We start from the raw sequence: 26,194 nt of genomic DNA, 5'->3' as shown, positions 1-26,194 counted from the left end.
ATGGACATTCTACATAATAAATTTAAACAAGCATTGAAAGATGGCCAGCCACAAATTGGGTTATGGTTAGGTTTATGCAGCTCATATAGCGCTGAACTGGTTGCAGGAGCAGGATTCGATTGGCTACTCATCGATGGCGAACATGCACCAAATAATGTGCAGACCACATTAACTCAACTTCAAGCTATTGCTGCATATCCATCGCAACCTGTTGTGCGTCCACCATGGAACGATCCAGTCATTATCAAACAACTATTGGATATTGGTGTACAAACATTGTTGCTACCTATGGTACAAAATGCCGAGCAAGCTAAGCAAGCTGTACGTGCAACACGCTATCCTCCAGAGGGGATTCGTGGTGTTGGTAGCGCATTAGCACGTGCATCACGCTGGAATCGTATTCCTGATTATTTGCGACGTGCCAACAATGAAATGTGTGTGATTGTTCAAGTCGAAACGCGTGAAGCCATTAATAACCTTTCGGAGATCTTGAAAGTAGAAGGAATTGATGGTGTCTTTATCGGCCCAGCAGATCTCAGTGCAGATATGGGTTTTTTCGGTGATCCAAATCACCCTGAAGTTAAAGCTGTGATTGAAAAAGCTATTGTACAAATTCGTGCTGCGGGTGTTGCTCCCGGTATTTTAATGGCAGCTCCCAGTATCGCTGAACATTATTTAAACATTGGCGCTCTGTTTGTTGCTGTTGGTGTAGATACCACACTATTAGCACGTACGGCAGAAGCATTGGCTGCACGTTTTGGTAGAAGTCATTCTGATATCGAATCAAATATTCCTAGTGTTTATTAATAACCTGTAATAAAAAGCGTAAGTACCCAATGCTATTTAGATAACTTTATTCTTATCACCCTACAAAGTGTTTATCTAAAATGCTAAGAAAAAGGATTAATAACCTAGTGCCTATTCCCGTAGTAGGCATAATGGTTAAAATCATTTAAATACGAACAGTATGAAGAAACTAACGCGGATAAAAAACGTGAAGTTTTAGAATATTGTCGAATTTAAAAATGACGAATAAAACTAGCCTAATAACATAAGTTTTTATTCAGTTAAGGCTGTCATATTTAATGACTGCCTAAGAGACTCTTATACCCATAATAGCATTAAGTGCATATAAAAGATGGAGTTACAAATGAGCAATCAATCAAACATTGCTGAAAATAATCCAGCTCAACAACATAATAATTTAACTGAGCCACAACAACGAGTCATTAAAAAATTATTTAGACGACTAATCGGATTTCTATTTGTATTATTTATTTTCTCTTTCCTCGACCGTATTAATATCGGTTTTGCAGGTTTAACTATGGGAAAAGATATTGGACTAACATCAACCATGTTTGGTCTTGCAGCAACTTTATTCTATGTAACCTATGTTATTTTTGGCATACCAAGCAATATAATGTTGGGTATTGTCGGTGCTCGCCGTTGGATTGCCACAATAATGGTGTTGTGGGGGATCGCCTCTACAGCCACCATGTTCGCCACCGGGCCAACTAGTCTATATGTTTTGCGTATGCTCGTTGGTATCGCTGAAGCGGGCTTCTTACCGGGTATTCTTGTTTATCTGACTTACTGGTTCCCTGCCTACTTCCGAGCCCGAGCTAATGCTTTATTTATGGTTGCAATGCCTGTCACTATGGCATTTGGCTCTCTTGCTTCAGGTTATATCCTCGGTATGGATGGTATTTTAAACCTAAAAGGGTGGCAATGGTTATTCCTGCTTGAAGGTTTTCCATCTGTAATTTTAGGTGTCTTGGTATGGTTCTATCTTGATGATTCACCGGCAAAAGCAAAATGGCTCACAAAAGAAGACAAAGAAAGTCTTCAAGAGATGATGGATCAAGATAAATTAGAGCTTGTGCAACCGCATGGCTCAAAAAGCCAGAGTGCGCTGCAGACCACCAGTTTATGGAAAGAGATTTTTACGCCAGTCATATTGATGTATACCGTCGCTTATTTCTGCCTGACTAACACTCTCAGTGCGATTAATATTTGGACACCACAAATAATGCAGAGTTTTAATGAAGGTAGCAGTAACGCCATGATTGGCTTGCTTACCGCAATTCCTCAATTTTGTACCATACTAGGTATGATTTATTGGAGTCGGCGGTCTGACAGGCTACAAGAACGTAAAATGCACACAGCGTTACCTTATTTATTTGCCGCAGCTGGGTGGGTATTAGCCGCCATAACACATCATCCAGTTATACAATTGTTAGGTATTATTATGGCATCAACAGGCTCATTTACTGCCATGGCAGTATTTTGGACGACGCCAGACCAATCTATTAGCTTACGTGCACGTGCTATTGGTATTGCTGTTATCAACGCAACAGGTAATATTGGTTCAGCCGTCAGTCCATTATTAATTGGTTGGCTAAAAGATAAGACAGGTAGCTTCAATTCAGGACTCTATTTTGTCGCTGGTTTGTTAGTTATCGGGGCAATATTGGTTATATTTATACCGATGAAAAATTCACGTCCAAGAGCGACTCCTTGATGACATAATTCCAAGATAAATATAATAATCAAAGCGCGCTTTTGTAGCATACCTAACATAATTCGAGTTGTAGCTAGGCGGCAAGCGAATGAGTCCTTAGGAGCGTAGATAACTACGTGACTAAGGCGAATAAGAGTAGCCAACAATGCTACGGCTCGAAGTATGAAGAGGAATAAGTAGTGATAGCTAACATAGATATTAGTAAAGACTATGATGAAACACGAGGTAACGACGATGTCCATTACCAGACATTTGGCAATATGGCGGCATTTTTTGGCCGTGATATGCAAGCACATCGTCACGATGGATTTTTCCAGCTACACTACCTTGATACGGGACATATCACTTTACAGCTTGATGATCAGCGCTACTCTGTTCAAGCACCGCTATTTATCTTAACGCCCCCTTCTATAGCACATGCGTTTTTTACCCAGGAAGATACTGATGGGCATGTTCTCACAGTTCGGCAGGAGTTAATTTCGCCACTATTAGAATCACTTTACCCAGCAAACCCTGACTTAGTCGCTATTCCTGCTATTTGCTTATCAGTTGCAGATAAACCTGACGAGCTAGCAATGTTTAATCATTATTGGTCATTGATGGCGCGTGAGTCTGCAAACCGTTGTGCAGGGCGTGACCAAGTATTATCTTCTTTAGCTCAGGCTTTATTCACTTTTCTATTAAGGTCTATCCCTCTTGATGACCATCCAGTGAGTGGTGTTAGGGGTGAGCACCGTTTATTCCAGCGTTTTAACCAACTTATTGATTCCCACTATCATGAGCACCTTTCTATTCCAGAATATGCAGATAAACTTAGTGTAACTGAGTCTCGGCTTAAAGATATGTGCAGACGGTTTGCTAACCGCCCACCTAAACGCTTAATATTTGACCGCATCTTACGAGAGGCTAAACGCATGCTATTGTTTTCTGATAGTCCCGTTTCAGAAATTGCATATCAACTCGGTTTTAAAGACCCCGCCTACTTTGCTCGATTCTTTAATCGCCTAGTCGGTGATTCACCAAGCCAATGGCGAGAAAAAAACATTCATTGACCAGCATGATACAATTAATAGATTAAGTTAATTTCTAAGCAGTGTGAAGAAAGCTATTATCCAACACGATCATTACCATTCCTCAAGCTATTTATATCCAAACGATTCAAGATATGCATTACTAATATACTTATCTATTTTAAATATATGATAAATATATTACACAATTAAATGTGAATAAAAATGCCAAAATAAATCTATTTTTTAGCTAAAAATGTTGTTTAATAGCGGATTAACACTAAAATCCCAAACTCTCTTTATTTATTAATTTTTATATTTTTCAATAGATTACTAACGAACATAAATTAAATGTTATTATTTCTCAACATTTAAATCAAAACATATTTTAACATTAAATCATCATGTTATATAAATTAACTCTCTATATTATTCATATATTATCAATTAAGTAAAATCACTCACTAACATAACTAAATAATATATATACAGAACTAAATATTATATCAAAATATGATGATTTACCTAAAATACCATGGTAAAAATTACTCATCCAATGTGTAATTGTGTTTTAAAAGTAAATGTGAAATATGTATCACCATTTAAACTCATTAAGCCATCATATTAAAATGGTTAAATAATACTTATGAAAAATAAATTTTTAATTTCAATCAAATGATATAATCATAAACACGATTAAATTGGTTAATTTTATTATTTCAATATAGCCTGAGTTAGTTGACCGTAAAATAAATTTAACTTTCGTTTTTTCCATAATTAAATTTACTCTCAATTAATGTAGGTAATAGAATGATTTATATAGATAAATTAATTTAACATGACATGTAATAACATAACATAGAAATGGTTTGCTATATATATTTAAATGCAATGAATCATTAGAAAAATATTTTGAGCTGGAATTGACAATCAATAGATTTATAAAATCAATAATCAAATGATTACATCACCAAGCATTGATAGATTTATTAAAATTTAAACAGCCCTTAAATAATCATAAACCCTATGATTTAGGGCACTTAACTATACCTACACGCATAATTATCACCATGCAAACTGAACTATGACGAATATAAATTTAATATTTTACTCTCAGAAAATAACAACTGATTGTATATTTATTTAACAACAAGGAAATACATTACTAGTCTACTTTTAAAGCGAGGTTTAATTTTAAAATCACTTTATTCTTTTTTGACTTAGTTTTAAACTAAAAAGATCAATAAAGTTATAAAGAATTTTATAATTAATATAAACATGATGTCATATAGGAATGAGTTTGTTTATTAATTAACAAAATCGTTGATTAATATCACTCTCTATATTGAATATTAATCAAAAGTAAAAACAAGGGCACTAGCGTTAGCTATATGCTATCAAGGATGGTTTTTTATAAAATTAAAAACCACATATTATTAATGTTTTAATTAACAATAAAAACAATGGTTTAATTTTAAAATACAGTAGAGAAAACAAAATGAACATAAGAGATTTTGAATATTTAAACGCGTTAGGAAAATTTCTTAACTTTAAAAAAGCAGCCCAATACTGCAATGTGGCACAACCAACATTAAGTATCCAAATTAGCAAACTAGAAAATTATCTAGGGTGTTTTTTGCTAGAAAGAACAACTCGTAGAGTAAACTTTACACCATTAGGCTTGCAAATATTAGAACATAGCCAGATTATTTTGCGTGAAATAGATGAAATTAAAACGATAGCACAACAATCAACAAATAATAATATCAAGACATTCCATATCGGTATTTCAGATACATTGCCAGAATATTTTATTTCTTATATTACGACTACAATTGCAAATAACGAGCCAAATTTCAAATTAAATGTGACCATAGATAAACCAGAAGCACTCTTTTCTCTACTTAGTTCTATGTCATTAAATTTATTGGTTATTTCAGCAGCTAAATGCCCTGATAATTTTATTTCAGCTTCTCTAATAAATTTCCCAGCGAATATGCAACAGCCCTCGATCACAGGGAATAATGAGCACTCGATTAGTACATTAAGTACATATTCCGAGATAAAATCTAAAATTTGTTTTAGAAGTGGCGACAAAAATATAGATAACTACCTTCATATTGGTTATTTAATCAATGATTCAATCGATATTGTATCGAAAAAACAGATGACCTATTAATCTCTTTCCCATTTTATAAGCGTAGCTGATATCGACAGGAACTACGCTTTATCTCTTCCCCTTAACCTCGTATTTTAAGCTCACCATAAACATAACTAACCTTTCATTCCCAAAATCATCCCTAAAAAATTACTTTTTGTTAACTTAGTTGAATAAAATTATCATATTAAAAAGACCTTACCCCAGCTTAAAAAAAGTACCTTTCCACCTAAAAATGACTTACTGATTAACTTTTTGTGAGGCATTTTATATCAAAAATTTTTGTAAACATTAAAATAACCAAATAGCTTAAATAAAATAAAACGCTGAATTTAATAATAAAAAATTAAAACCCCTATTTTATTGCTTATAAAAAACACAACAATGATCACACTCTTATCATAAACTCACTTTCTTAACGAAAAGTACCAGTAATCCTTTAGAAAATCTCTTTCTTATCAATCAATAAAAAGATTCAATTAATAAACACAAAACAAACATAAATTTAACACACCAAGATACTAGCGAATAACAGCCCCCCTATCAGTGCTAGCGCTCTTTGTGAGACAACGAGGTAGACATGAAACCTGAAGATTTTCGTTCCGATGCAAAACGCCCATTCAATAGTCAAGAATATTTAAAAAGCCTACAAGATGGTCGTGAGATTTATATCTACGGTGAGCGCGTTAAAGATGTTACCACTCATCCTGCATTTCGAAATTCAGCCGCCTCAATAGGACAGTTATATGATGCACTCCATGATAAAGAAACTCATGACAGCCTTTGCTGGGACACCGATACCGGAAATGGCGGTTACACCCACAAATTTTTCCGTTTTGCCAAAAGCCCAGAAGAACTCCGTCAACAACGAGACGCCATCGCTGACTGGTCACGCCAAAGCTATGGATGGATGGGACGCACTCCAGACTATAAGGCGGCATTTGCCAGCTGTTTAGGCGCTAACCCTGAATATTATGGTCAATTCGCAGACAATGCTCGTCACTGGTACAAACGCATTCAAGAGAGTGGTCTCTATTTTAACCATGCGATTGTTAATCCACCAATCGATCGCCATAAACCTGCTGATGAAGTTAAAGATGTCTACATCAAACTGGAAAAAGAAACAGATGCAGGTATTATCGTTAGCGGCGCAAAAGTAGTAGCAACTAACTCTGCATTAACCCACTATAATTTTATTGGTTTTGGTTCCGCACAAGTTATGGGTGATAACCCTGACTTTGCCTTGATGTTCGTCGCTCCTATGGATGCTGATGGCGTGAAATTAATTTCACGGGCGTCATATGAATTAGTCGCTGGTGCTACAGGAGCACCTTTTGACTACCCATTATCAAGCCGATTTGATGAAAATGATGCCATATTAGTCATGGATCATGTTCTGATCCCTTGGGAAAATGTGTTAATTTACCGTGACTTTGAGCGAGCTCGTAACTGGGCAGTACAAGGTGGTTTTGCACGCTTATTTCCATTACAAGCCTGTGTACGTTTAGCCGTGAAACTGGATTTCATTACTGGTTTGCTGCAAAAAAGTCTTGAGTGCACTGGAGTTATCGATTTCCGTGGTGTACAGGCAGACTTAGGTGAAGTGGTTGCATGGCGGAACTTGTTTTGGTCACTGACTGATGCGATGACAGCTGAATCTAAGGCTTGGGAAGGCGGTGCATATCTGCCTGATACACAAGCGATTCAAACTTATCGTGTAATGGCGCCAATGGCTTACACGAAAATTAAGAATATTATCGAAAGTAACGTGGCTAGTGGTTTGATATATCTACCATCCAGTGTCCGAGATATGAACAACCCAGAAATTGATAAATATCTGGCAAAATATGTTCGCGGATCTAACGGCATGGATCATGTAGAGCGTATCAAAGTTCTAAAGTTAATGTGGGATGCTATGGGTAGTGAGTTTGGTGGGCGTCATGAGCTATATGAAATCAACTATGCAGGCAGTCAGGATGAAATTCGTTTGCAATGTCTTCGCCATGCATACGGCTCTGGCAATATGAAGACCATGACAGATATGGTTGACCGCTGCCTGTCTGATTACGATCAGCATGGCTGGAAGCGCCCACATCTGCATAACAACAATGATATTAATCAGTTAGATTCGCTGCTGAAGTAATCGGCAGCAGGAGGCCAGTATGTCTTTAGAAAATGAACATCGCCTGCGTTTCAGAGATGCGATGGCAAGTCTTGGTGCAGCAGTTAACATTATCACCACCGATGGAACCGCTGGTCGCTGCGGTATTACCGCGACAGCCGTCTGTTCTGTCACTGATACGCCACCAACTTTGATGGTATGTGTTAACCGCAATAGTGCTATGAATGCGGTCTTTCAGGAAAATGGCCGACTGTGTGTCAATGTTCTTAATCATGAGCAAGAAGAAATGGCATGCCACTTTGCGGGAATGAAAGGCTCAACGATGGAAGAGCGTTTCGGTTGGAGTATCTGGAATAGTGGCATTTTACAACAACCATTATTGAAAGATGCACTCGCTAATTTAGAAGGTGAAATTACCCAAGTACAAGATATTGGTACTCACTCTGTCTATTTGGTTGAGATAAAGCAGATTATCGTCCGAGAAGAAGGTCATGGATTAGTTTACTTCAAGCGTAAGTTCCACCCTGTAATGCATCAGATTTTGGAAGTTACCGCTTAATTTATTCAATAAAATATAAGAGGGAGGAATATTCACCCTCTTATATTTTTTATCATTAAAAAGAGATACACCAAGTTATTCCAAGAAATAAGATCAATTATGTCATTCGGATTACTGAACAAATATCACGTCCATGCAACTTAACGCATATCTAACCTATCTCTACAATATTTCTATTCTACGCATATACTGGTAATGTGAAAACGTCACGAGTAGTGCAACAAATGCAATAACAGCCCCTAACATAAAGCCCCCTGAATAACCAATCGCAGCGGTCAATCCGACCAACATCATCGAACTCACCAATTCTCCAATATCGCGCGTACTTTGTACTGCTGTCATATCAGTTCCAGCTTGAGAATACAGAGAAGCAAACTGCATACCCGCAGTCATAATCGCCACTGAGGTGATCCCTGCTGAAAGCGAGCCGAATATGATACAAGCTGCAACTAGCATTATTGTCACCCCATTTATAGATTATAAAATCCACAGTAATGAAGACAGTAACGCAAAAAATAAACCGAATGAGAAGGCTAGCCATACACCGATTTTACCAATTAGCCATGCTCCGCCGCCACAACCAAATACGAGCGTTACCATACCACCAGCCATTCCTATTTTGCCAATTTCTGCCAGAGACCAACCTGCGTCATTGAGGAATAACTTTGCAAGACCAAATCCAGAAACTGCAGTTACCGCAGATAACAGAGTCAATAACAATAATCTTTAAGCTCCAGGACGTTTAAATGTTTTAAGCAAGCTTGCCTTTTCTTGTTCGGCTACAGAGTTAACTATTTTTAAAGGGCACAATATAATGAAAAATAAACTTAATAACGGTACACAAGACAATATCATTAATGACATATGTTGACCTAGCGAACCACTCATGATCATCAGCCCAGCACCACCAATAAAGAACCCAGCCATCACGCCAGCAATTTGTACTGCATTTATTTTAGATAGCATTGAACCACTAACTTGCTCTGCTGCCATCCTTTCCCATTGGCACACCCGCCATATTGGTGATGGAATCGATAGTTTGATATTGTGCGCCAATACGCAATAAAGTATCAGCCGTCAAATCTGCATCGACAGTGGCATACATCAGACGGATTTTTTGGTCGGAAACATCATAGAAGAAATCTTTATCTTCCCATGCCATGACAAAGCGCTCACGGACACTCCCTGATTCATTCAATAGTCCACCAACATCGGCTCCCCCGCGATAGCGATCCCAACTTCCTGCACTAAGGCTGAGTTTAGCCATATTTTCTTTTGGAGCATGTTTGCGTACCATATTAACGGTCGCAGCTGGGTTTCCTATCCCATGAAGCAATCCATTCGAACCACGTAAGATTTCGACACGTTCATATACCGCCATGTCCTGTGGTGAGCTTGCCATATTTCCCAATAATGCTGGCACACCATCAATTTCGAAAGAATCAATTTGAAAACCACGAACATAATAAGCAGTAGTTAATTTAACGTAAGGTGCACTTGTCACCCCAGTTGCTCGTTGCATCACATCATCTAAGGTTTGTAAGTTTTGTTTTTCGATTTGTTCACGATCAATCACACTAACCGATTGAGCAACTTCTCGAGGTTTAAGGGAAATCTTACCTAATGTCGTCACACCAGGTTCGACATAATCGTCACCTGCACCCGATGTTGTCGTGACCTGCATGATGTCATGCTTAGGTTGCGAGCTTTCTGCTGCTTGAGTAGCTTGTACAAAAAGAACCCATGGTGCTGTTGCGAAAAACAGTGCGCACGGTGCTAGTTTTAGCTCCTTGAAGCACTTAGCATTATAAACAGACAACATTTCCCCATCCTAAAAAAGTTAAATGATAATTGTTATCAATTTAGCAATTAATGGTATGGGTTACTTTCGAATGCCGGATTTTATCTATTGCTATCCGGCAATAATTAGGGGATGTTAATCTTTGCTGCTTTTAAATCGAATAAAAATTGACCTTCAAAGCTAAACTGCATCTAGCATTTTTTTAGTTGGTTCGGGGAAATACCAAAACGCTTACGAAAAGCGACAGAGAAATGAGCTGGCGTATAGCCAACCTGATAGTCAACGGTTGAAATATTGGCGTCATTCATGCTCAACAGTTGATAAGACGTTTCTAATCGATATTCCTGCAACCAGCCATAAATGCTATTGCCAAATAACTGTCGAAATCCATGCGTGAGTTTACGTGTATTCATACCAACACGTTTCGCCAGTTCATCCAAACTAGGTGGGGATTCTAACTCTTGTTTCAAAATCGATTTGGCCATCTGCAAATTATCTATATCGCGTTGTCGTAAACTGGGTGAAGCTGGAGGAGTTTCATGCAACAAATGATCTAAACAAAGAGCGGTAATTTCAGATACTTTGTCTCCTAAATAAAGCTGACGCAGTGATGGATGAGTTGGACAAGTAAATAGCTGATGGGTCATTGCCAATACGCTTGCGGGGATCGCAAACTGTAAAAGCTGCGCTTTATCTGGGTGATAACAACTATCTGGTAGGGTTAATTGCTGCTGTTCGAACCACTCGGGAGAAATATCAATCATCGTATATTTCATCGGTTGGCAGGCGCGAAATAGGTTGCATAGCAGGTAATTCTTCTGGCTGCCGGAGAGTATCAATGAGGGTGAATTAACTTCGACATTATGACCAGAACTACTACGACAACCCATTGCGCCTTTATGTATGGCCACTAACTTCAGGCCTGCTTGCTGTTGTTCTTCAATCCCCAGATCATGCGAAATCACAAATTCACCGCGGCTGATACGGACAAATTGTCCAACAGAATAATCTTCGCGGATAGAATGCGCTTGATTAAGTTTATCTTCGGTGTGTTGCTGCATGGCCTTCTTTCGAGGTAAAGCCGATTTTTCCGCTATCTTGGCTTAGAAAGAAGAAAATAACAATCATTATCATTTGTAATTTATGGCATTCACTCTATCTCACACTGAATAATTTCGCATAATGCCGTGGATTTAGACGCAGAAATAATAACAATGTTAAAAATATCATTAAGATATGTGCAATCCATACCCAAGCAAAACTTTGACTAATTTCATGTAACCACGCAGCAAACAAAGGGCCAAATGCCGCAATAATAAACCCACCTGCTTGCATTAATGAAGTTAATGCCCCTGCGCTTGCAGGATGAGGTAAATGATCAAGTGAAGTAATGATGCTCAAGGCAAAACAACCACCTAGCCCTACTCCAATCAAGCACACCCACAAATAAGGCAACATATTGGGTAATAACCATACTCCAGCAAAGCCAATGATTTGACTGGTTAACGTTATAACAAGCCAAAAACGACGATCAATATTATGAGAAGCTAAAATAGGGATTAATAGCGCGGAAAGTGCTTGAAAAACACTCAACAATGCGACTAATGAGCCGCTGTCAGTGCTACTCATTCCCTGTTCAATAAAAAAGGGGGCTAGCCATGTCACTACGGTGCCATAACCCGCATTGATCAATCCAAACCCTATCATCAATAACCATGCCCGAGGTTTGTTTAAAAATGATAAAACAGATTCCTGCCCATTATTTTTGCGAGTAGCGGATGAACGAATATTAATAAGAACTGCTATCAGTGCAAAAATTGCAGGTAACGCTAAAAATGCAAGTGCTGTTTGCCAATGACCTGTTTTACACGAATTAGTTTGGATTAATTCGTGACATGTCACGCTTGAAATAATCGGGGTCAATTGTGCGCCAATGGCACCGCCAACCATCAGCATTGCAGAATATAGCCCAGTTATCGCTGCCATTTTCGTTGGGAAACGTAATTTAATCAGCCCTGGAAAAACGGACTGAATATACGCCGCACCAACACCACAGACAAAGGCTGTAAGCAGTAATTGCGAGCCAGTCGTTACAAAAAATCGGGACAGCGAACCAATCAACAACAGAAATATTGCAATAGTTAAACCAACGCGATCACCTAAACGTTGATTCAAAGCAGGTACAATTAACGCCCCTATTCCCATTAATAACATAGGTAATAACGTTAGCAATGAAATGCCTTGGTAACTCATTCCTGTCGTTTGAATAATGTCATCAATGAGAGGCCCAGGACCTGTCATAAAAGGCCGTAGATTGATCCCGACCAATACAATAGTTAACACTAAACCGAATGAAGTAGCAGTACGCTGATTCATGAATGCTGTTGTTCCTGCCAAAAAGTATAAAGTGCAGGCTGAGACTCACCTTTTGGCCTTTGGTGAATAAATGTTAGTCCAATTTGCTGTTGTGGCTCTACTCTAAGAGATTCCGCTATTGCCTGCGTAGATAATCCAAATGGCTCAGCCTCTTCATTCGAATAGGCATAAATAATCCGTGCAATACCCGCCATTCGCATCGCGGCTAAACACATAGGACATGGCTGGCCGCTCGCATACACTACACAGTCTTCTAGCCTAACTCTTCCAAGTGCTTTCCCTGCTTGGCGTAAAGCCATTAGCTCAGCATGAGCAGTCGGATCACACCGCTCCAGCATTTGGTTAACCCCAGTAGCCACGACTTTACCATTACTCACTATAACTGCACCAAAGGGACGGCCACCCGTTTTGACATTCTCTTTAGCCAACGCAATGGATTGCTGTAAAAATTGCTCATCTAACATTATTTGGCTCCTGAACGCTCAAGAATTTCAATCAGATTGCGATAACCTTTCTGTTTTGCCAGCATTAATGGTGAATTACCGGATGCGTCAGCTAAATTCACATTCGCTCCGCCTTTAATCAATTGCGTAACAATCGTGGCGTATTTTTCACTACCATCCCCTAATATGATTGCCTCTATCAATGCTGTCCAACCTAATCGATTAACGTAGTTTACGTCTATCCCAGCATCAATCAAGGTTTGTACTGTTTGGATATGCCCACGCTCAGCCGCTGGGATCAGCGCCGTTCCCCCATAACGGTTAGTACTTTTTAAATCTGCGCCATGAACAAGAGTCATCTCTAAAATCTCTTGTAAGCCTCGCGCTCCTGCATATAAATACGGAGAATCCTGAATAGCATCACGTGCATTCACATCCGCTCCTTGATTAATGAGATATCGAGCCACTTCAATTTGATTCGCATTTGTCGCCGCCATTAGCGGTGTTCGCAAACGTAAATCACGCTGTTCTATATCAGCCCCTTGCTCAATAGCTAACGTCACCGCAGGAAGATCGCCTTTTTCAGCCAATGCGACCAAATCTGTTGAATTTGACTCTGAAAATGATTTCATACTAAATATCAATGAGATACTAAGAGTTACAAGCAAATAAGTTATCCATTTGGTTGTTAAAAATAGTGTTTTCATTGTTCTCTCCTCAGTTGAGTATTTAATCTACTGAAAATATATGGTATTTAAAAATTAAATATTCAAATGCCAGGTATCCATAAAATGAATACATTGCTTAATTTCGTTTTACTTAAAACTTTTATTACCGTAGCAGAGACAGGCAATTTTACGATTGCTTCACAACATTTAAATTCGACTCAATCAACATTGAGTCAGCAAATTCAGCGTTTAGAAGCCTTGGTAGGCCAATCGTTATTCGTGCGTGGACATCGGATATTAACCCTGACAGAAACAGGAGAAGCTCTATTCAGTTATGCAAAAAAAATATTGGCATTGAATGATATGTTTTTTATGAAAATCGCTGGTAGTGCAATTATTCAAACCTTACGGCTTGGTTTTCCAGAAGATTTAGCGTCAAGTCAAATAACACCAACATTAGCCTCTTTTATGCACCATCAACCTAATATTCGCTTAGAAGTAACGAGTGGTTTAAGTCGTCATCTACACCAGCGTTATCAAAATGGTGAGCTCGATTTGATTATTATTAAGCAACGTAAAGGTGAGTTTAAAAGTCGTTATTGTTGGCCCGAGCCACTATGTTGGCTTTCGAGTGCTGATAATCCACAACTAAATGCCAATTCGATACCTTTAATTGTTTTTCCTGAAAATGGGCTATATCGCAATGATATGTTCAGATTGCTCGATATTAAGCAGCGTGCTTGGCATATCACTTATACCTGCTCAAGCCTAGCTGGTATACAGAGCGCCATTGCGGATGGTTTAGGTATCAGCTTGTTACCTTTACGAGCCAAATTGCCACAACATCAAATTTTAACAGAACAAGATGGTTTCCCCTCGGCTAAAGATATGGAAATTGCGATGCATGTTAATGAAAGCTCTGAAGCTATTATGGTATTAGCAGAACAGCTCGCCACTAAACTTAATGAGCTTTAATAAAACGTAAGATATGACTTGAAGTATGAATGAAAAAAATCACTCAATACATTGAAAATGTACCCGAAAAACTCGAGTACATATATAAGGGCAGAATAGAAAGAAATCAGCGTAAGTTATTTTTTATCGAAATAACCCGCTTTGATCGATGCACCAATCAGATTGACGATAAACCGACCTGCTGTCACGCCTGTTAATTGAGAGCCGATATCTTTAGACGGTGTTATTTCAACAATATCCATTCCCACCACTCTTCCTTTTTTCACTAACCCATGAATTAGGCTTCTTGCCTGAAGGTAATTAACGCCCCCTGGAGCTGGTCCATCGACACCCGGCATAATACTTGGGTCAATACCGTCTGCATCAATACTAATATAGTAATTGGAATTATCTGGGATCCTATCTAATATCGCTTGTATACCGACTTCATGTAATTCATAAGCAGGTATAAGGTGAGCGCCATAATCTTTTGCTGCTTGATAATCTTCCGGACGACCACTCCCTTGCGCTCTTAAACCAATTTGAAAAATTTCAGCAACATGTGTCATTTCTGATGCTCGCCTAATTGGGCTAGATAATCCTTTATCAACCCCATTAACGTCTTGGCGCCAATCGAGATGTGCATCAATATGAACTAGCGTTATTGGCCCGACTTCGTCAAACCCTTGTAGGATAGGTGTTGTGATACCATGGTCACCACCTAAAACAATTGGCATTGCATTTTTTTTCAATAGTTGCCTAATAACAGATTCTGCTCGTTCATAATGCTCACCCAAAGGCTTAGATAAATCAGGAATTACATCGCCACAATCAACGAAATTAATATCATCGCGTCCCTGTAATAAAGGTCCATCAATATCAAAATCATAATGATCAGGGTGCCTTACAATGCGATCACTAATATTACGTAAATACTGTGGTGCTTTAGATTGATCGTTGGTAAATGCATGAGCACTATAAGCAGAACCAAAAGGCATACCTAGTATTGCTATATCAGCCTGCTCATTTGTTAAATCTGTCATTAATTTAGAATATAAGAATGTTTTGTGATTCACCAAAGGAGGTGTTGTTAAATCTTTCATATATTGATTACCTTTTTTTCTTTATTTAATTTGCCAGTGTATTTGCTAAAAAAACGAATAAAGGAACGCCGACGATGTCAGTAAGAATCGTGCCTGCAATAGGAATAATAATGAATGCTTTGCGGGAAAACAGACCATACTTATGACATATTGCATCCATTACCACTAATCCATTTGGTGTTGCCCCAATTCCTTGTCCAACAAAGCCCGCTGACATAACGGCTGCATCATAATTTTTACCCAGTGCACGATAAAGTATGAATATTGCAATGAATATTGTGATTGTGACTTGAGCAATTAATATAATTGTCAATGGTAAAGCTAAATCATAAAGCTCCCATATTTTTAATTTCATCATTGCCATCACTAAAAACATTTCAAGTGAAATAGCCGAAACTAAACTCACAACATGGTGTGGAATTTTAATGATTGGTTTTCTTTCATTTAATGAATGAAACAAAACTCCAATAAAAAGACTAAATATATGACCTGGAATAGTAAAACCAGTGTAGTTAGTTATCCATTTAGCTAAAGGCATACCAATCGCTAATATCATTAATATAATAGCACCCGTAGTAATACATTGTTCCGGAGTTATTTTTTCAATATTATTATTTTTATTTTCAGGTAACATGGATAAATCCACATTATCAGTTTCTATCTTTAAATTGTTGCGTTTAATTAACCAGTTTCCAACTGGCCCACCTAATACAGACCCAGCAATTAAACCAAAGGTTGAAGCTGCTAACCCGACATTTAAAGCTTGGTCGCGTCCAAGTGATTCGATCAATGGTGCTAAAGATGCCGCCATACCATGGCCGCCTTGCATCGATGCTTGCCCTGCCATCATTGCAATCAAAGGGTCTACACCTACAAGATAAGATAACCCGATACTAACACCATTTTGAGCGAAGGCGAGTAACCAACAAATCAGCATATACAATAATAGTATTTTTCCACCACTAATTAATAATTTGAAGCCTGTCATTAACCCTATAGTGACAAAAAAAACATACATTGATAAGTCGTACAATGTATTGTCAAAACTTAATTCAGCAATATTAAATTGATACGCTATCCACATTATAATTGAAAATATAAACCCACCAATAACTGGACTTGGTATTGAGTATTTAATAAAAAAAGGAATTTTCCTTACAGCAATGTTTCCTAAAATTAATAATATAGCTCCCAATGCTGTAAACGTGACCATATCTAACTTTATCATTACCATTTCATTTGCAACCATAAAATAGAATCCTTTTGTATTTGTTATTTATATTCTTGGATTAATAATTATTACTAAAATCTTCATGGCTAAAATATATTTCATTGTGCTCTTTAAGATATAGATAAGAATTAAAAATAAAAGTGATATTTTTGATTCTATGGTTTCAAAAAATGATACCTTTTCAATTTTATTTTTTACTGAAAAATTTTATATTTTAAAATAATAATAATGATTTTGATATTTGAGTCTAATAACAAAGTAGGATAGATTAACTTATAGTGATGAAATTCACTTTATAGGAATAAGGTATGAATAATAAAACGTTAACAGAAAAAGACCTTAAATCATTACGAATTTTTTCCTCCGTAGCTCAAGCTGGTGGATTTACACTTGCAGAAAAAAATTTAAATATGTCAAAAGCAACAATCAGTCGACATATTAGAGAAATTGAAGAAAAACTCGGTGTTCATCTTTGTGAAAGAGGCCCATCAGGTTTCAAATTAACCCCCTCCGGCATACTCGTAATAGAAAAAGCAACATCCGCGCTTAAAGCCTTAGATGCGATAAAAACTGATGTTGATGCATTACAAGGGATACTCTCAGGTACATTAGTGATCGGAGTGGTTGAACATATCTTGGCCGATCCACTTTGTCATCTATCAACAGCCTTATCTCACTTTCAAAAAGCGGCGCCCAATGTAAAACTTGAATTGCTTATATTCAACCATAATCAATTAAATAAAGCGCTGCGGGATCGAGCAATACAAATCGGTATCCGAGGCCAATATCATGAAAACAAGAATTTTAGATACCAATTCCTATTTATCGAAAAACATAAGCTCTATATTTCATCCGCGAATCAATATAAAGACAATAAAAATCTCACACTCGTTTATCGAAGGCATCCCTTCACCGAAAGTATTTTAGCATCTGGGCAATTTGCTAAAGGCCCTGATGCGGCTGGATTAGAGGCAGTAGCTGCATTTATTACTTCAGGCCATTATGTTGGTATATTACCCGAAAATTACGCAGCACATATAAATTCTCGCTATCCACTAGAAGCAGTTCATGATACTCCCGTATTCTCTAATCGGATTTGTGCTATTACCGATGCCAGTAAGCCATTATCACAAAGTGAAGCACTGTTTTTAGAATTTTTATCACAAACTGAAAATAAAGAATCACTTATGAAATAATGCATTATTTTATCTTATTAAAATAATATTCAAGCTACTACCAGAACTGAGCATATAAATATTAAAGCTAAACTTAATACCAGGCGTTAACTCAGTGCCGATAAAACTAACGTTATCTTACACAAAAAAATCCCTCAGCCGGTTAACCCGGCTGAGGGATATCACTTATCGCTTATAATTGAAGCTAGGCGTGATTACAGAACGTCAACGCAGTTCAATTCTTTAAATGCTTTCTCTAAACGAACAACCATTGAGTCTTGTGCTTTACGCAGCCATACGCGTGGGTCATAGTATTTCTTGTTAGGGTTTTCTGGACCTTCTGGATTACCCAACTGACCTTGTAGATAAGCTTCGTTCTTTTTGTAGTAATTCAGGATACCTTCCCAGTTAGCCCACTGAGTATCAGTATCGATGTTCATTTTGATAACACCATAACCTACTGCTTCTTTGATTTCTTCAGCGCTTGAACCAGAACCGCCGTGGAAGACGAAGTCTAAGCTGTTGTGAGGCAAGTTAAATTTCTCAGAAACATAGTCCTGTGAATTACGCAGAATTTTTGGTGTTAACTGTACGTTACCTGGCTTATAAACACCGTGAACGTTACCGAAAGAAGCCGCGATAGTGAAACGAGGGCTAACTGCGCTCAGCTTCTCATAAGCGTATGCAACATCTTCTGGTTGAGTGTACAGCTCAGAGCTGTCCATGCCGGTATTATCAACACCGTCTTCTTCTCCACCAGTACAACCCAGTTCAATTTCCAGCGTCATGTCGATTTTCGCCATACGCGCTAGGTATTGAGCACAGATTTCGATGTTTTCTTCTAATGTTTCTTCAGATAGGTCAATCATGTGTGAAGAAAACAGTGGCTTACCAGTTTTTTCGTAGTGTTTTTCACCTGCATCTAACAGACCGTCGATCCATGGCAGTAATTTACGTGCGCAGTGGTCAGTATGCAAAATAACAGGTACACCGTAGTGCTCTGCCATTTGATGCACATGATGAGCACCTGAAATTGCACCTAAAATAGCAGCTTGTTGGCCTTCTGCTTTCAGACCTTTACCTGCGATAAAAGCTGCACCACCATTAGAGAATTGAACAATAACAGGAGCACGTACTTTAGCAGCAGCTTCCAGTACAGCATTAATTGAGTCTGTACCGACACAGTTTACAGCGGGTAATGCAAAGTTATTTTCTTTGGCAACTGCGAAAACTTTCTGTACGTCATCGCCTGTGATAACACCCGGTTTAACAAAATCAAAAATTTTAGACATGTGAAAAGATCCTGTGTTAAACAGACAGCTTAGCTGCCTGTAGTTGCAGACAACGCGGGAAAAAAGCATGATTTCCCCACATTGTGTTCATGATACATTAATTACGCTTTAGCACGCTCTTCGAGCATAACAACAGCTGGCAGTTTTTTACCTTCAACAAATTCAAGGAATGCCCCCCCACCCGTTGAGATATATGAAATTTTATCTGCGATACCGAATAAATCGATAGCCGCTAGTGTGTCACCACCACCAGCGATAGAGAATGCGTCACTTTCGGCAATGGCATTAGCAATGATCTCAGTCCCTTTGCGGAAGTTAGGGAATTCAAATACACCTACTGGGCCATTCCAAAGAATAGTTTTCGCATTTTTCAAAATTTCAGCCAGACGTGCTGCTGATTCATCACCCAAGTCCAGAATTTGTTCATCATCTTTGATTTCTGAGCTTGGTTTCAACGTCGCTTCTGCAGTTTCAGAAAACTCAGTCGCCACACGAACATCAGTAGGAACTGGGATATGGCAATTAGCCAGTAATTTTTTAGCTTCAGGGATCAGGTCTGCTTCATATAAAGAGCGACCGACATTGTTACCTTGAGCCGCGATGAAGGTGTTTGCAATACCACCACCAACAATCAGTTGGTCTGCGATTTTAGACAAAGAATCTAAAACAGTCAGCTTGGTTGATACTTTTGAACCACCAACAATCGCTACCATTGGGCGAGCAGGATTACCCAGGGCTTTGCCTAATGCTTCAAGTTCATTGCTCAGTAGTGGACCTGCACAAGCAACTGGTGAGAATTTAGCCACTCCGTGAGTTGATGCTTGGGCACGGTGAGCCGTACCAAATGCATCCATTACATAAACATCACACAATGCAGCATATTGTTTTGATAGAGTTTCATCGTCTTTTTTCTCGCCTTTGTTAAAGCGAACATTTTCTAGAACAACTAACTCACCTTCAGCAACATCAACACCATCTAAATAGTCTTTGACTAAACGAACAGGGAAATCAATTTTTTCTGCCAGATAGTCAACAACAGGTTGCAGTGAAAACTCTTCATTGTACTCACCTTCAGTCGGACGACCGAGGTGAGATGTAACCATGACTTTAGCACCTTGCTTGAGAGCATTTTCAATTGTTGGTAATGAAGCACGGATACGCGCGTCAGAAGTAACTTTGCCATCTTTTACAGGAACGTTTAGGTCAGAGCGGATGAAAACGCGTTTACCCGCGAGATCCAAATCGGTCATTTTAATTACAGACATGGTGAATCCTCTTGTTGATTCTCTATAAAATATTCATTAATAGCTGTACGGACATATGCTACACAGCAGCCTGTCAGTCGTTAATTATTTGAAACCTGTTGCTGCCATTGCCAGAGTAGTATCCAGCATCCGGTTAGCAAACCCCCATTCATTATCACACCAAACAAGGGTTTTAATTAAATGCTTGCTGCTAACTCGCGTTTGAGTTCCATCGACAATCGCACTATGCGGATCATGATTGAAATCCATCGAAACTAACGGTAATTCCGTATAATCTACTATGCCGCGAAAATGCCCATGAGCGGCTGCTTGCAAGAGCTGGTTAACTTTAGTCACACAGACATCATTATGAACGGTAACACTCAAATCAATTGCTGTCACATTGGTTGTCGGTACACGCACTGATATTGCTTCAAAGTGATCTTGAAACTTTGGAAAAATTCGCGTTATACCCGCTGCTAATTTTGTATCAACAGGAATAATAGATTGGCTTGCAGCACGAGTTCTTCTCAGATCATGATGATAAGCATCAATAACGGGTTGATCATTCATTGAAGCATGAATGGTTGTTACGGTGCCTGACTCAATACCAAAAGCGTCATCCAGCAATTTAATAATAGGAATAATACAGTTTGTAGTACAGGATGCATTCGAAACAATTTTATCTTCGATTGTCAGACTATCATGATTGACACCATAGACAACAGTCGCATCAAGATCATCCGTGCCGGGGTGAGAAAATAGCACTTTTTTTGCACCAGCGTCTAGATGAGCTAAGCCATCTTCGCGGGAACCATATACCCCACTACAATCAAGCACAACATCAACCCCAAGTTCCTTCCAAGGCAATGCACTAATTTCAGGTTGATGGAAGAGACGAATATTGTCATCACCGACCTGTAAAAGTGAGCCATTAAGACGGATATCCCAAGCGAAGCGCCCGTGACTAGAGTCATATTTGAGTAAATGTGCAATGCCTTCAGGAGCAGCGAGTTCGTTAATCGCAACGACCATAATTTCTGCGCGTCGCCCTGACTCATATAGAGCCCTTAGCACACTCCGTCCGATCCGGCCAAAGCCGTTTATCGCCACTTTAATTGGCATCCTACACCTTGAATTTTAACAAAATCACACGGCTGATAAGGATAACTGACTCACACAAACTCTACTGCTCATTTTAACTGTCAAACATCAAAAGTGTGCTTCAATCGACACTTTTGAAAAATTTAACCCTATTTGCAATAAAGACTGAAACGGTTCAGCTATTTAGAATTAGATTAAGGGATATATTCTTAGAACGCAATAGCAAAAGCCAGTCAAATGAACAAAACAACAACGCCTCTGCATCAAAATTGATACAGAGGCGTATTTTATTAGTTTTTGCAGTCTAGTATACCGCGATATTGACTGTTCTCAGTAACCCAAATGACATAGTTTACTATGTCTTTCGGGCTTTTCATCGAGATACCGCCGATATGCAAATCAAATTATTTTACGTATAAGACCGCTAACTCAATTATTTCAACAATGATTTTGCTGCTTTAACTGCGCTTTCAACCGTAATACCGAATTCTTTATATAGCTCTTCAGCTGGTGCGGATTCACCAAATGAATGCATACCAATGATAGCACCATTTAGACCAGTGTACTTGAACCAGTAATCAGCAATGCCAGCTTCAATTGCAACACGCTTGGTCACGCTTGAAGGTAGAACTGCTTCACGGTATGCCGCATCTTGCTTATCAAATACTTCAGTTGATGGCATTGAGACAACACGGGCTTTACGGCCTTCAGCGGCCAGTTGATCCGCTGCTTTAACAGCTAACTCAACTTCTGAACCTGTAGCAATAAAGATAAGCTCTGGCTTACCTTCACAGTCTTTCAGGATATAAGCACCTTTTTCTATTTCTGCTAATTGCTCAGTAGTACGTGGTTGCTGTTCCAGATTTTGACGAGAGAAAATTAGTGCACTTGGACCATCTTTGCGCTCGATAGCATATTTCCATGCAACCGCAGATTCAACTTGGTCACAAGGACGCCAAGTGTTCATGTTCGGTGTTACACGCAGACTTGCCAGCTGCTCAACAGGTTGGTGAGTTGGACCATCTTCCCCCAAACCAATAGAGTCATGAGTATAAACAAAGATACTGCGAATTTTCATTAATGCTGCCATACGCACCGCATTACGGGCATATTCAACAAACATCAAGAAAGTTGCACCGTAAGGTACGAAACCGCCGTGTAAAGCAATACCATTCATGATTGCTGACATACCGAATTCACGTACACCATAATGGATATAGTTACCGGCCTTGTCTTCATTTAATGGCTTAGAGCCTGACCACATAGTCAAGTTACTTGGCGCCAAGTCAGCGGAGCCGCCTAGGAATTCTGGTAATACTTTACCGAATGCTTCTAAAGTATTTTGTGACGCTTTACGGCTAGCGATATTGGCAGGATTTGCTTGTAAATGCTCAACAAATTTTTTCGCTTCAGCATCAAAGTTTGCTGGTAAATCACCCGCCATACGACGTGTAAATTCTTTAGCTAACTCAGGAAATTCTTTTGCATAAGCTGCAAATGTTTCATTCCAAGCACTTTGTTTTTCTTTACCTGAATCGCGAGCATCCCATGCTTGATAAATATCTTGTGGGATTTCGAATGGACCATACTCCCAACCAAGCGCTTCACGTGTTGCTGCAATTTCTGCGTCACCTAATGGTGAGCCGTGAGCTGATTCTGTACCCGCTTTGTGCGGCGAACCAAAACCGATAACCGTTTTGCAGATAATCAGAGTTGGTTTATCAGTTTCATTATGCGCTTCTTTAACTGCTGCACGAATTTGGTCAGCATCATGACCATCGATGTCACGGATAACATTCCAGCCATATGCTTCAAAACGTGCGGCTGTATCATCTGTAAACCAGCCTTCTACATGACCATCGATAGAAATACCGTTATCATCGTAAAACGCAACTAATTTGTTTAATTTGAGTGTACCCGCTAAAGAACATACTTCGTGAGAAATACCTTCCATCATACAGCCATCACCCATAAACACATAGGTATGGTGATCGACGATATCATGACCAGGACGGTTGAATTGAGCCGCTAAAGTACGTTCTGCGATAGCAAAACCGACGCCGTTTGCGATACCTTGCCCTAATGGGCCGGTTGTTGTTTCAACACCTGGAGTATAGCCATATTCTGGGTGGCCCGGTGTTTTAGAATGAAGTTGACGGAAATTTTTTAAATCTTCAATAGACAAGTCATAACCTGTCAAATGCAACAAGCTATAAATCAACATTGAGCCATGGCCATTTGATAGTACAAAGCGGTCACGGTTAGCCCAGTGAGGATCCGCTGGGTTATGATTCATATAGTCACGCCATAGAACTTCAGCAATATCAGCCATGCCCATAGGCGCGCCAGGGTGCCCTGATTTTGCTTTTTGAACCGCGTCCATACTTAGAAAACGGATAGCATTAGCAAGGGTTTTACGAGTCGTCATTAGTATACTCCAGGTCGGATAAAAACGTACTTAAACCAATTTTCATAAAGTAGTACAAAATTGTTGTCATTTTCATAAGCTATGTATGAAACTAACGCAATTTCGTCCATACAGCAATTATTCGCCGCAATAGAGACAAATAATCGTCAATAAATTAAGCCATCGTAGAGCTGAATCCTTTCTATTGCGCAAAATATAACTTAAAGTTATTTTTTTGCGCAATTCATTGCCCTTATTAAACCTGAGTTTACTATCAGGGATCAAGGTGATTTATGCTTCTAACGCATTTAGGGGTAACAATAGTGATTATTAGTCAATTTTGCTATGAAAAATTACCAATAGATAATAAAGATTAGCCGTCGAAATAAGTGAATAGAGAGTAATTTTTCACCGCTCTTATCGAATGATGCTTCATCTTTCTAAACCATGATGCAGTTAACAATAAAACGATAACAATTTAGAGGTTTCATTGTGATATTTGAAATTTTCAGGAACATCCTGCATTACGGATTTCATTTTTTAGTTCCCATCTTTTTCGGTTATCTATTTTGGCGAAAAAATTGGAAATTAGCGGCATTATTGATGATCGCAACGATGGCGATCGATTTAGATCACTTGCTAGCAGATCCCATTTTTGATCCTGAACGCTGTGGTATTGGCTTTCACCCACTGCATACCATTTGGGCTGCTGTTGCCTATGTTATCCTATTCCTAATGCCGTCATGGAAACTTAAAGCTATCGCTGTCGGCTGTTTATTTCACCTATTCACTGATTCACTGGATTGTTATATGGGAAGTCTAAAACGGGATTACTTTCATTCAATCTATTCAGCTTTAAATAACGAGTTTGAATCAAATAAATTTGAAAATAAGTATTTATGCATGAAACGGGTTGAATCACATGTAGGTAAAGATAGCTAACGTAGTGATTATAAGAGATGAATGGGGTGCTGACTTAATAACACTCGCTATACGATTCATATATGCAAGTATCACATGCACCAAATAAAAACGCCATGCTAACAAATAGCATGGCGTTATAATTTGGCGGAACGGACGGGACTCGAACCCGCGACCCCCTGCGTGACAGGCAGGTATTCTAACCAACTGAACTACCGCTCCTAGCATTCCCTTTGGGAACGGGATGCATATTACGAACACTTCAGGAGACAGTCAATACTTTTTCTTGAAAAAACGCGTAGTTGAGCAGTTTTTAGCCTTAATTGGCTATAGTCACTAATTTATTATTTATTCTTCATTTGAAGGTTGACGCCAAAGGCATGAATTACCACTTTTTTTGTCGACAATATCCAATCTTTTTTCATGTTCAGCGAGCTCATCATCTGTTGCATAAAGAACTTTAAGGCCACTACTAGGTCGCTCTATACGTTGTACCTGTTCTACATAATTTTCATTTGAAGAGTCATTATCCATAGAAAACGCTAGTGATGTTTGTCCACCAGTCATTGCCAGATACACATCAGAGAGTATCTCAGCATCCAATAAAGCGCCGTGGAGCATCCGCTTAGTATTATCAATTAAATAACGATCGCACAAAGCATCTAAATTATTTCGTTTACCCGGAAAAATTTGTCGAGCCATCACCAAGCTATCGGTTATCTGACAAAAATCAGCGGTAGGTGGTATGCCTTTATTTAGCTTACGAAATTCGTGATCCATAAAGCCGATATCAAACGGCGCATTATGGATAATTAACTCCGCACCACGAATAAACTCAATAAATTCATCTGCAATCTCTGCAAATACCGGTTTATCCTGCAAAAACTCATCACTAATACCATGAATTTCAAATGCTTCAGGATCGACTAAACGGTCAGGTTTGATGTACACATGAAAGTTTCGGCCTGTCAATCTTCGGTTGATAACCTCAACAGCACCAATTTCTATAATATTGTGGCCTTCATAATGAATGCCCAGCTTATTCATACCTGTGGTTTCAGTATCGAGGACAATTTGTCTTGTTATCGCTGTGCTCATAATGGAT

General features: G+C 38.8%; 24 protein-coding genes and 1 tRNA gene. 9 read left to right on the top strand and 16 right to left on the bottom strand.

The genetic code is table 11. The annotated features are described in order from the left end of the window. The 6 genes from hpaI to hpaC all read left to right on the top strand — a co-directional run bounded on the left by hpaI (position 1) and on the right by hpaC (position 8,370). Positions 1-807 carry a 4-hydroxy-2-oxoheptanedioate aldolase gene (hpaI, locus tag OOA_RS17050; RefSeq protein WP_008913415.1) on the top strand — a complete coding sequence of 269 codons (807 nt, stop codon included), beginning with the start codon at positions 1-3 and terminating at the stop codon, positions 805-807. Between the two features lie 343 nt (positions 808-1,150). After that, on the top strand, positions 1,151-2,521 hold the full coding sequence (gene hpaX / locus OOA_RS17045; protein ID WP_008913414.1) for a 4-hydroxyphenylacetate permease: 1,371 nt from the start codon (positions 1,151-1,153) through the stop codon (positions 2,519-2,521). Between the two features lie 179 nt (positions 2,522-2,700). After that, a complete protein-coding gene (gene hpaA, locus OOA_RS17040; protein ID WP_008913413.1) occupies positions 2,701-3,573 on the top strand; it encodes a 4-hydroxyphenylacetate catabolism regulatory protein HpaA in 873 nt (290 codons plus the stop codon). A gap of 1,456 nt (positions 3,574-5,029) precedes the next feature. Continuing rightward, positions 5,030-5,710, top strand: coding sequence for a LysR family transcriptional regulator (locus tag OOA_RS17035; protein WP_008913412.1), 681 nt, complete (start codon positions 5,030-5,032; stop codon positions 5,708-5,710). A 559-nt stretch (positions 5,711-6,269) separates the two neighbouring features. Then, positions 6,270-7,832: a 4-hydroxyphenylacetate 3-monooxygenase, oxygenase component gene (hpaB, locus tag OOA_RS17030; protein ID WP_008913411.1), complete on the top strand. Its 1,563-nt coding sequence runs from the start codon at positions 6,270-6,272 to the stop codon at positions 7,830-7,832. Positions 7,833-7,851: 19 nt separating this feature from the next. Next, a complete protein-coding gene (hpaC, locus tag OOA_RS17025) occupies positions 7,852-8,370 on the top strand; it encodes a 4-hydroxyphenylacetate 3-monooxygenase, reductase component (RefSeq protein WP_008913410.1) in 519 nt (172 codons plus the stop codon). 162 nt (positions 8,371-8,532) lie between these two features. On the opposite strand, the gene OOA_RS20945 is transcribed toward hpaC, so the two are convergent. From OOA_RS20945 to OOA_RS16995, 8 genes are all read right to left on the bottom strand, one after another. After that, the gene (locus OOA_RS20945) at positions 8,533-8,826 is read right to left on the bottom strand and encodes an MFS transporter (protein ID WP_236611261.1); all 294 of its coding nucleotides are present in this window, start codon (positions 8,824-8,826) and stop codon (positions 8,533-8,535) included. A gap of 21 nt (positions 8,827-8,847) precedes the next feature. Continuing rightward, the gene (locus OOA_RS20940) at positions 8,848-9,084 is read right to left on the bottom strand and encodes a hypothetical protein (RefSeq protein ID WP_236611259.1); all 237 of its coding nucleotides are present in this window, start codon (positions 9,082-9,084) and stop codon (positions 8,848-8,850) included. A gap of 12 nt (positions 9,085-9,096) precedes the next feature. After that, positions 9,097-9,363, bottom strand: coding sequence for an MFS transporter (locus tag OOA_RS20935; protein WP_008913409.1), 267 nt, complete (start codon positions 9,361-9,363; stop codon positions 9,097-9,099). Continuing rightward, positions 9,344-10,192 carry a TonB-dependent siderophore receptor gene (locus tag OOA_RS17015; protein ID WP_008913408.1) on the bottom strand — a complete coding sequence of 283 codons (849 nt, stop codon included), beginning with the start codon at positions 10,190-10,192 and terminating at the stop codon, positions 9,344-9,346. Before OOA_RS17015 ends, OOA_RS20935 begins: the two co-directional genes overlap by 20 nt. 170 nt (positions 10,193-10,362) lie before the next feature. Beyond that, a complete protein-coding gene (locus tag OOA_RS17010; protein WP_008913407.1) occupies positions 10,363-11,232 on the bottom strand; it encodes a helix-turn-helix transcriptional regulator in 870 nt (289 codons plus the stop codon). Positions 11,233-11,326: 94 nt separating this feature from the next. Continuing rightward, a complete protein-coding gene (locus OOA_RS17005) occupies positions 11,327-12,547 on the bottom strand; it encodes a cyanate transporter (protein ID WP_008913406.1) in 1,221 nt (406 codons plus the stop codon). Beyond that, positions 12,544-13,011, bottom strand: a complete 468-nt coding sequence (locus OOA_RS17000) for a nucleoside deaminase (protein ID WP_008913405.1) — start codon at positions 13,009-13,011, stop codon at positions 12,544-12,546. Before OOA_RS17000 ends, OOA_RS17005 begins: the two co-directional genes overlap by 4 nt. Further along, complete coding sequence (locus OOA_RS16995) at positions 13,011-13,697, bottom strand: ankyrin repeat domain-containing protein (protein WP_008913404.1); 687 nt, start codon at positions 13,695-13,697, stop codon at positions 13,011-13,013. The genes OOA_RS17000 and OOA_RS16995 overlap by 1 nt, the downstream gene beginning before the upstream one ends. An 84-nt stretch (positions 13,698-13,781) precedes the next feature. Between OOA_RS16995 and OOA_RS16990 the strand changes: the two genes are divergently transcribed. Then, positions 13,782-14,633 (top strand): LysR family transcriptional regulator, encoded by an 852-nt coding sequence (locus tag OOA_RS16990; RefSeq protein ID WP_008913403.1) that lies wholly within the window; start codon positions 13,782-13,784, stop codon positions 14,631-14,633. A gap of 116 nt (positions 14,634-14,749) precedes the next feature. On the opposite strand, the gene OOA_RS16985 is transcribed toward OOA_RS16990, so the two are convergent. Continuing rightward, entirely contained in the window at positions 14,750-15,715 is a 966-nt protein-coding gene (locus tag OOA_RS16985) for an agmatinase (protein ID WP_008913402.1), read from the bottom strand. Between the two features lie 25 nt (positions 15,716-15,740). After that, positions 15,741-16,964 (bottom strand): sodium/glutamate symporter, encoded by a 1,224-nt coding sequence (locus OOA_RS16980; RefSeq protein WP_008913401.1) that lies wholly within the window; start codon positions 16,962-16,964, stop codon positions 15,741-15,743. A 290-nt stretch (positions 16,965-17,254) separates the two neighbouring features. On the opposite strand from OOA_RS16980, the gene OOA_RS16975 reads away from it, so the two are divergent. After that, entirely contained in the window at positions 17,255-18,142 is an 888-nt protein-coding gene (locus tag OOA_RS16975; RefSeq protein WP_008913400.1) for a LysR family transcriptional regulator, read from the top strand. Positions 18,143-18,336: 194 nt separating this feature from the next. On the opposite strand, the gene fbaA is transcribed toward OOA_RS16975, so the two are convergent. The 4 genes from fbaA to tkt all read right to left on the bottom strand — a co-directional run bounded on the left by fbaA (position 18,337) and on the right by tkt (position 24,189). Further along, positions 18,337-19,413 carry a class II fructose-bisphosphate aldolase gene (fbaA, locus tag OOA_RS16970; RefSeq protein WP_008913399.1) on the bottom strand — a complete coding sequence of 359 codons (1,077 nt, stop codon included), beginning with the start codon at positions 19,411-19,413 and terminating at the stop codon, positions 18,337-18,339. A 101-nt stretch (positions 19,414-19,514) separates the two neighbouring features. Further along, the gene (gene pgk / locus OOA_RS16965; protein WP_008913398.1) at positions 19,515-20,678 is read right to left on the bottom strand and encodes a phosphoglycerate kinase; all 1,164 of its coding nucleotides are present in this window, start codon (positions 20,676-20,678) and stop codon (positions 19,515-19,517) included. Between the two features lie 84 nt (positions 20,679-20,762). Then, positions 20,763-21,782: an erythrose-4-phosphate dehydrogenase gene (gene epd, locus OOA_RS16960; protein WP_008913397.1), complete on the bottom strand. Its 1,020-nt coding sequence runs from the start codon at positions 21,780-21,782 to the stop codon at positions 20,763-20,765. A gap of 412 nt (positions 21,783-22,194) precedes the next feature. Beyond that, positions 22,195-24,189, bottom strand: a complete 1,995-nt coding sequence (gene tkt, locus OOA_RS16955) for a transketolase (RefSeq protein WP_008913396.1) — start codon at positions 24,187-24,189, stop codon at positions 22,195-22,197. 471 nt (positions 24,190-24,660) lie between these two features. On the opposite strand from tkt, the gene OOA_RS16950 reads away from it, so the two are divergent. Then, entirely contained in the window at positions 24,661-25,110 is a 450-nt protein-coding gene (locus OOA_RS16950; RefSeq protein ID WP_008913395.1) for a DUF6122 family protein, read from the top strand. A 124-nt stretch (positions 25,111-25,234) separates the two neighbouring features. Here the strand turns inward: OOA_RS16950 and OOA_RS16945 are convergent. Beyond that, positions 25,235-25,311 (bottom strand) — tRNA-Asp (locus tag OOA_RS16945). Positions 25,312-25,437: 126 nt separating this feature from the next. Next, positions 25,438-26,187 carry a DNA polymerase III subunit epsilon gene (dnaQ, locus tag OOA_RS16940; RefSeq protein WP_008913394.1) on the bottom strand — a complete coding sequence of 250 codons (750 nt, stop codon included), beginning with the start codon at positions 26,185-26,187 and terminating at the stop codon, positions 25,438-25,440. Between the last annotated feature and the right edge of the window lie 7 nt (positions 26,188-26,194).

It is taken from the genome of Providencia burhodogranariea DSM 19968 (assembly GCF_000314855.2).
GTDB classification, from domain to species: domain Bacteria; phylum Pseudomonadota; class Gammaproteobacteria; order Enterobacterales; family Enterobacteriaceae; genus Providencia; species Providencia burhodogranariea.
This window is presented reverse-complemented; position numbering and strand designations above follow the sequence as displayed.

What these genes read in the sequence shown, in the direction of transcription:
- hpaI (WP_008913415.1), top strand. Translation starts at nt 1, where the DNA reads ATGGACATTCTACATAATAAATTTAAACAAGCATTGAAAGATGGCCAG.
- hpaX (WP_008913414.1), top strand. Translation starts at nt 1,151, where the DNA reads ATGAGCAATCAATCAAACATTGCTGAAAATAATCCAGCTCAACAACAT.
- OOA_RS17035 (WP_008913412.1), top strand. Translation starts at nt 5,030, where the DNA reads ATGAACATAAGAGATTTTGAATATTTAAACGCGTTAGGAAAATTTCTT.
- hpaB (WP_008913411.1), top strand. Translation starts at nt 6,270, where the DNA reads ATGAAACCTGAAGATTTTCGTTCCGATGCAAAACGCCCATTCAATAGT.
- hpaC (WP_008913410.1), top strand. Translation starts at nt 7,852, where the DNA reads ATGTCTTTAGAAAATGAACATCGCCTGCGTTTCAGAGATGCGATGGCA.
- OOA_RS20945 (WP_236611261.1), bottom strand. Translation starts at nt 8,826, where the DNA reads ATGCTAGTTGCAGCTTGTATCATATTCGGCTCGCTTTCAGCAGGGATC.
- OOA_RS20935 (WP_008913409.1), bottom strand. Translation starts at nt 9,363, where the DNA reads ATGGCAGCAGAGCAAGTTAGTGGTTCAATGCTATCTAAAATAAATGCA.
- OOA_RS17015 (WP_008913408.1), bottom strand. Translation starts at nt 10,192, where the DNA reads ATGTTGTCTGTTTATAATGCTAAGTGCTTCAAGGAGCTAAAACTAGCA.
- OOA_RS17010 (WP_008913407.1), bottom strand. Translation starts at nt 11,232, where the DNA reads ATGCAGCAACACACCGAAGATAAACTTAATCAAGCGCATTCTATCCGC.
- OOA_RS17005 (WP_008913406.1), bottom strand. Translation starts at nt 12,547, where the DNA reads ATGAATCAGCGTACTGCTACTTCATTCGGTTTAGTGTTAACTATTGTA.
- OOA_RS17000 (WP_008913405.1), bottom strand. Translation starts at nt 13,011, where the DNA reads ATGTTAGATGAGCAATTTTTACAGCAATCCATTGCGTTGGCTAAAGAG.
- OOA_RS16995 (WP_008913404.1), bottom strand. Translation starts at nt 13,697, where the DNA reads ATGAAAACACTATTTTTAACAACCAAATGGATAACTTATTTGCTTGTA.
- OOA_RS16990 (WP_008913403.1), top strand. Translation starts at nt 13,782, where the DNA reads ATGAATACATTGCTTAATTTCGTTTTACTTAAAACTTTTATTACCGTA.
- OOA_RS16985 (WP_008913402.1), bottom strand. Translation starts at nt 15,715, where the DNA reads ATGAAAGATTTAACAACACCTCCTTTGGTGAATCACAAAACATTCTTA.
- OOA_RS16980 (WP_008913401.1), bottom strand. Translation starts at nt 16,964, where the DNA reads ATGGTTGCAAATGAAATGGTAATGATAAAGTTAGATATGGTCACGTTT.
- OOA_RS16975 (WP_008913400.1), top strand. Translation starts at nt 17,255, where the DNA reads ATGAATAATAAAACGTTAACAGAAAAAGACCTTAAATCATTACGAATT.
- fbaA (WP_008913399.1), bottom strand. Translation starts at nt 19,413, where the DNA reads ATGTCTAAAATTTTTGATTTTGTTAAACCGGGTGTTATCACAGGCGAT.
- pgk (WP_008913398.1), bottom strand. Translation starts at nt 20,678, where the DNA reads ATGTCTGTAATTAAAATGACCGATTTGGATCTCGCGGGTAAACGCGTT.
- epd (WP_008913397.1), bottom strand. Translation starts at nt 21,782, where the DNA reads ATGCCAATTAAAGTGGCGATAAACGGCTTTGGCCGGATCGGACGGAGT.
- tkt (WP_008913396.1), bottom strand. Translation starts at nt 24,189, where the DNA reads ATGACGACTCGTAAAACCCTTGCTAATGCTATCCGTTTTCTAAGTATG.
- dnaQ (WP_008913394.1), bottom strand. Translation starts at nt 26,187, where the DNA reads ATGAGCACAGCGATAACAAGACAAATTGTCCTCGATACTGAAACCACA.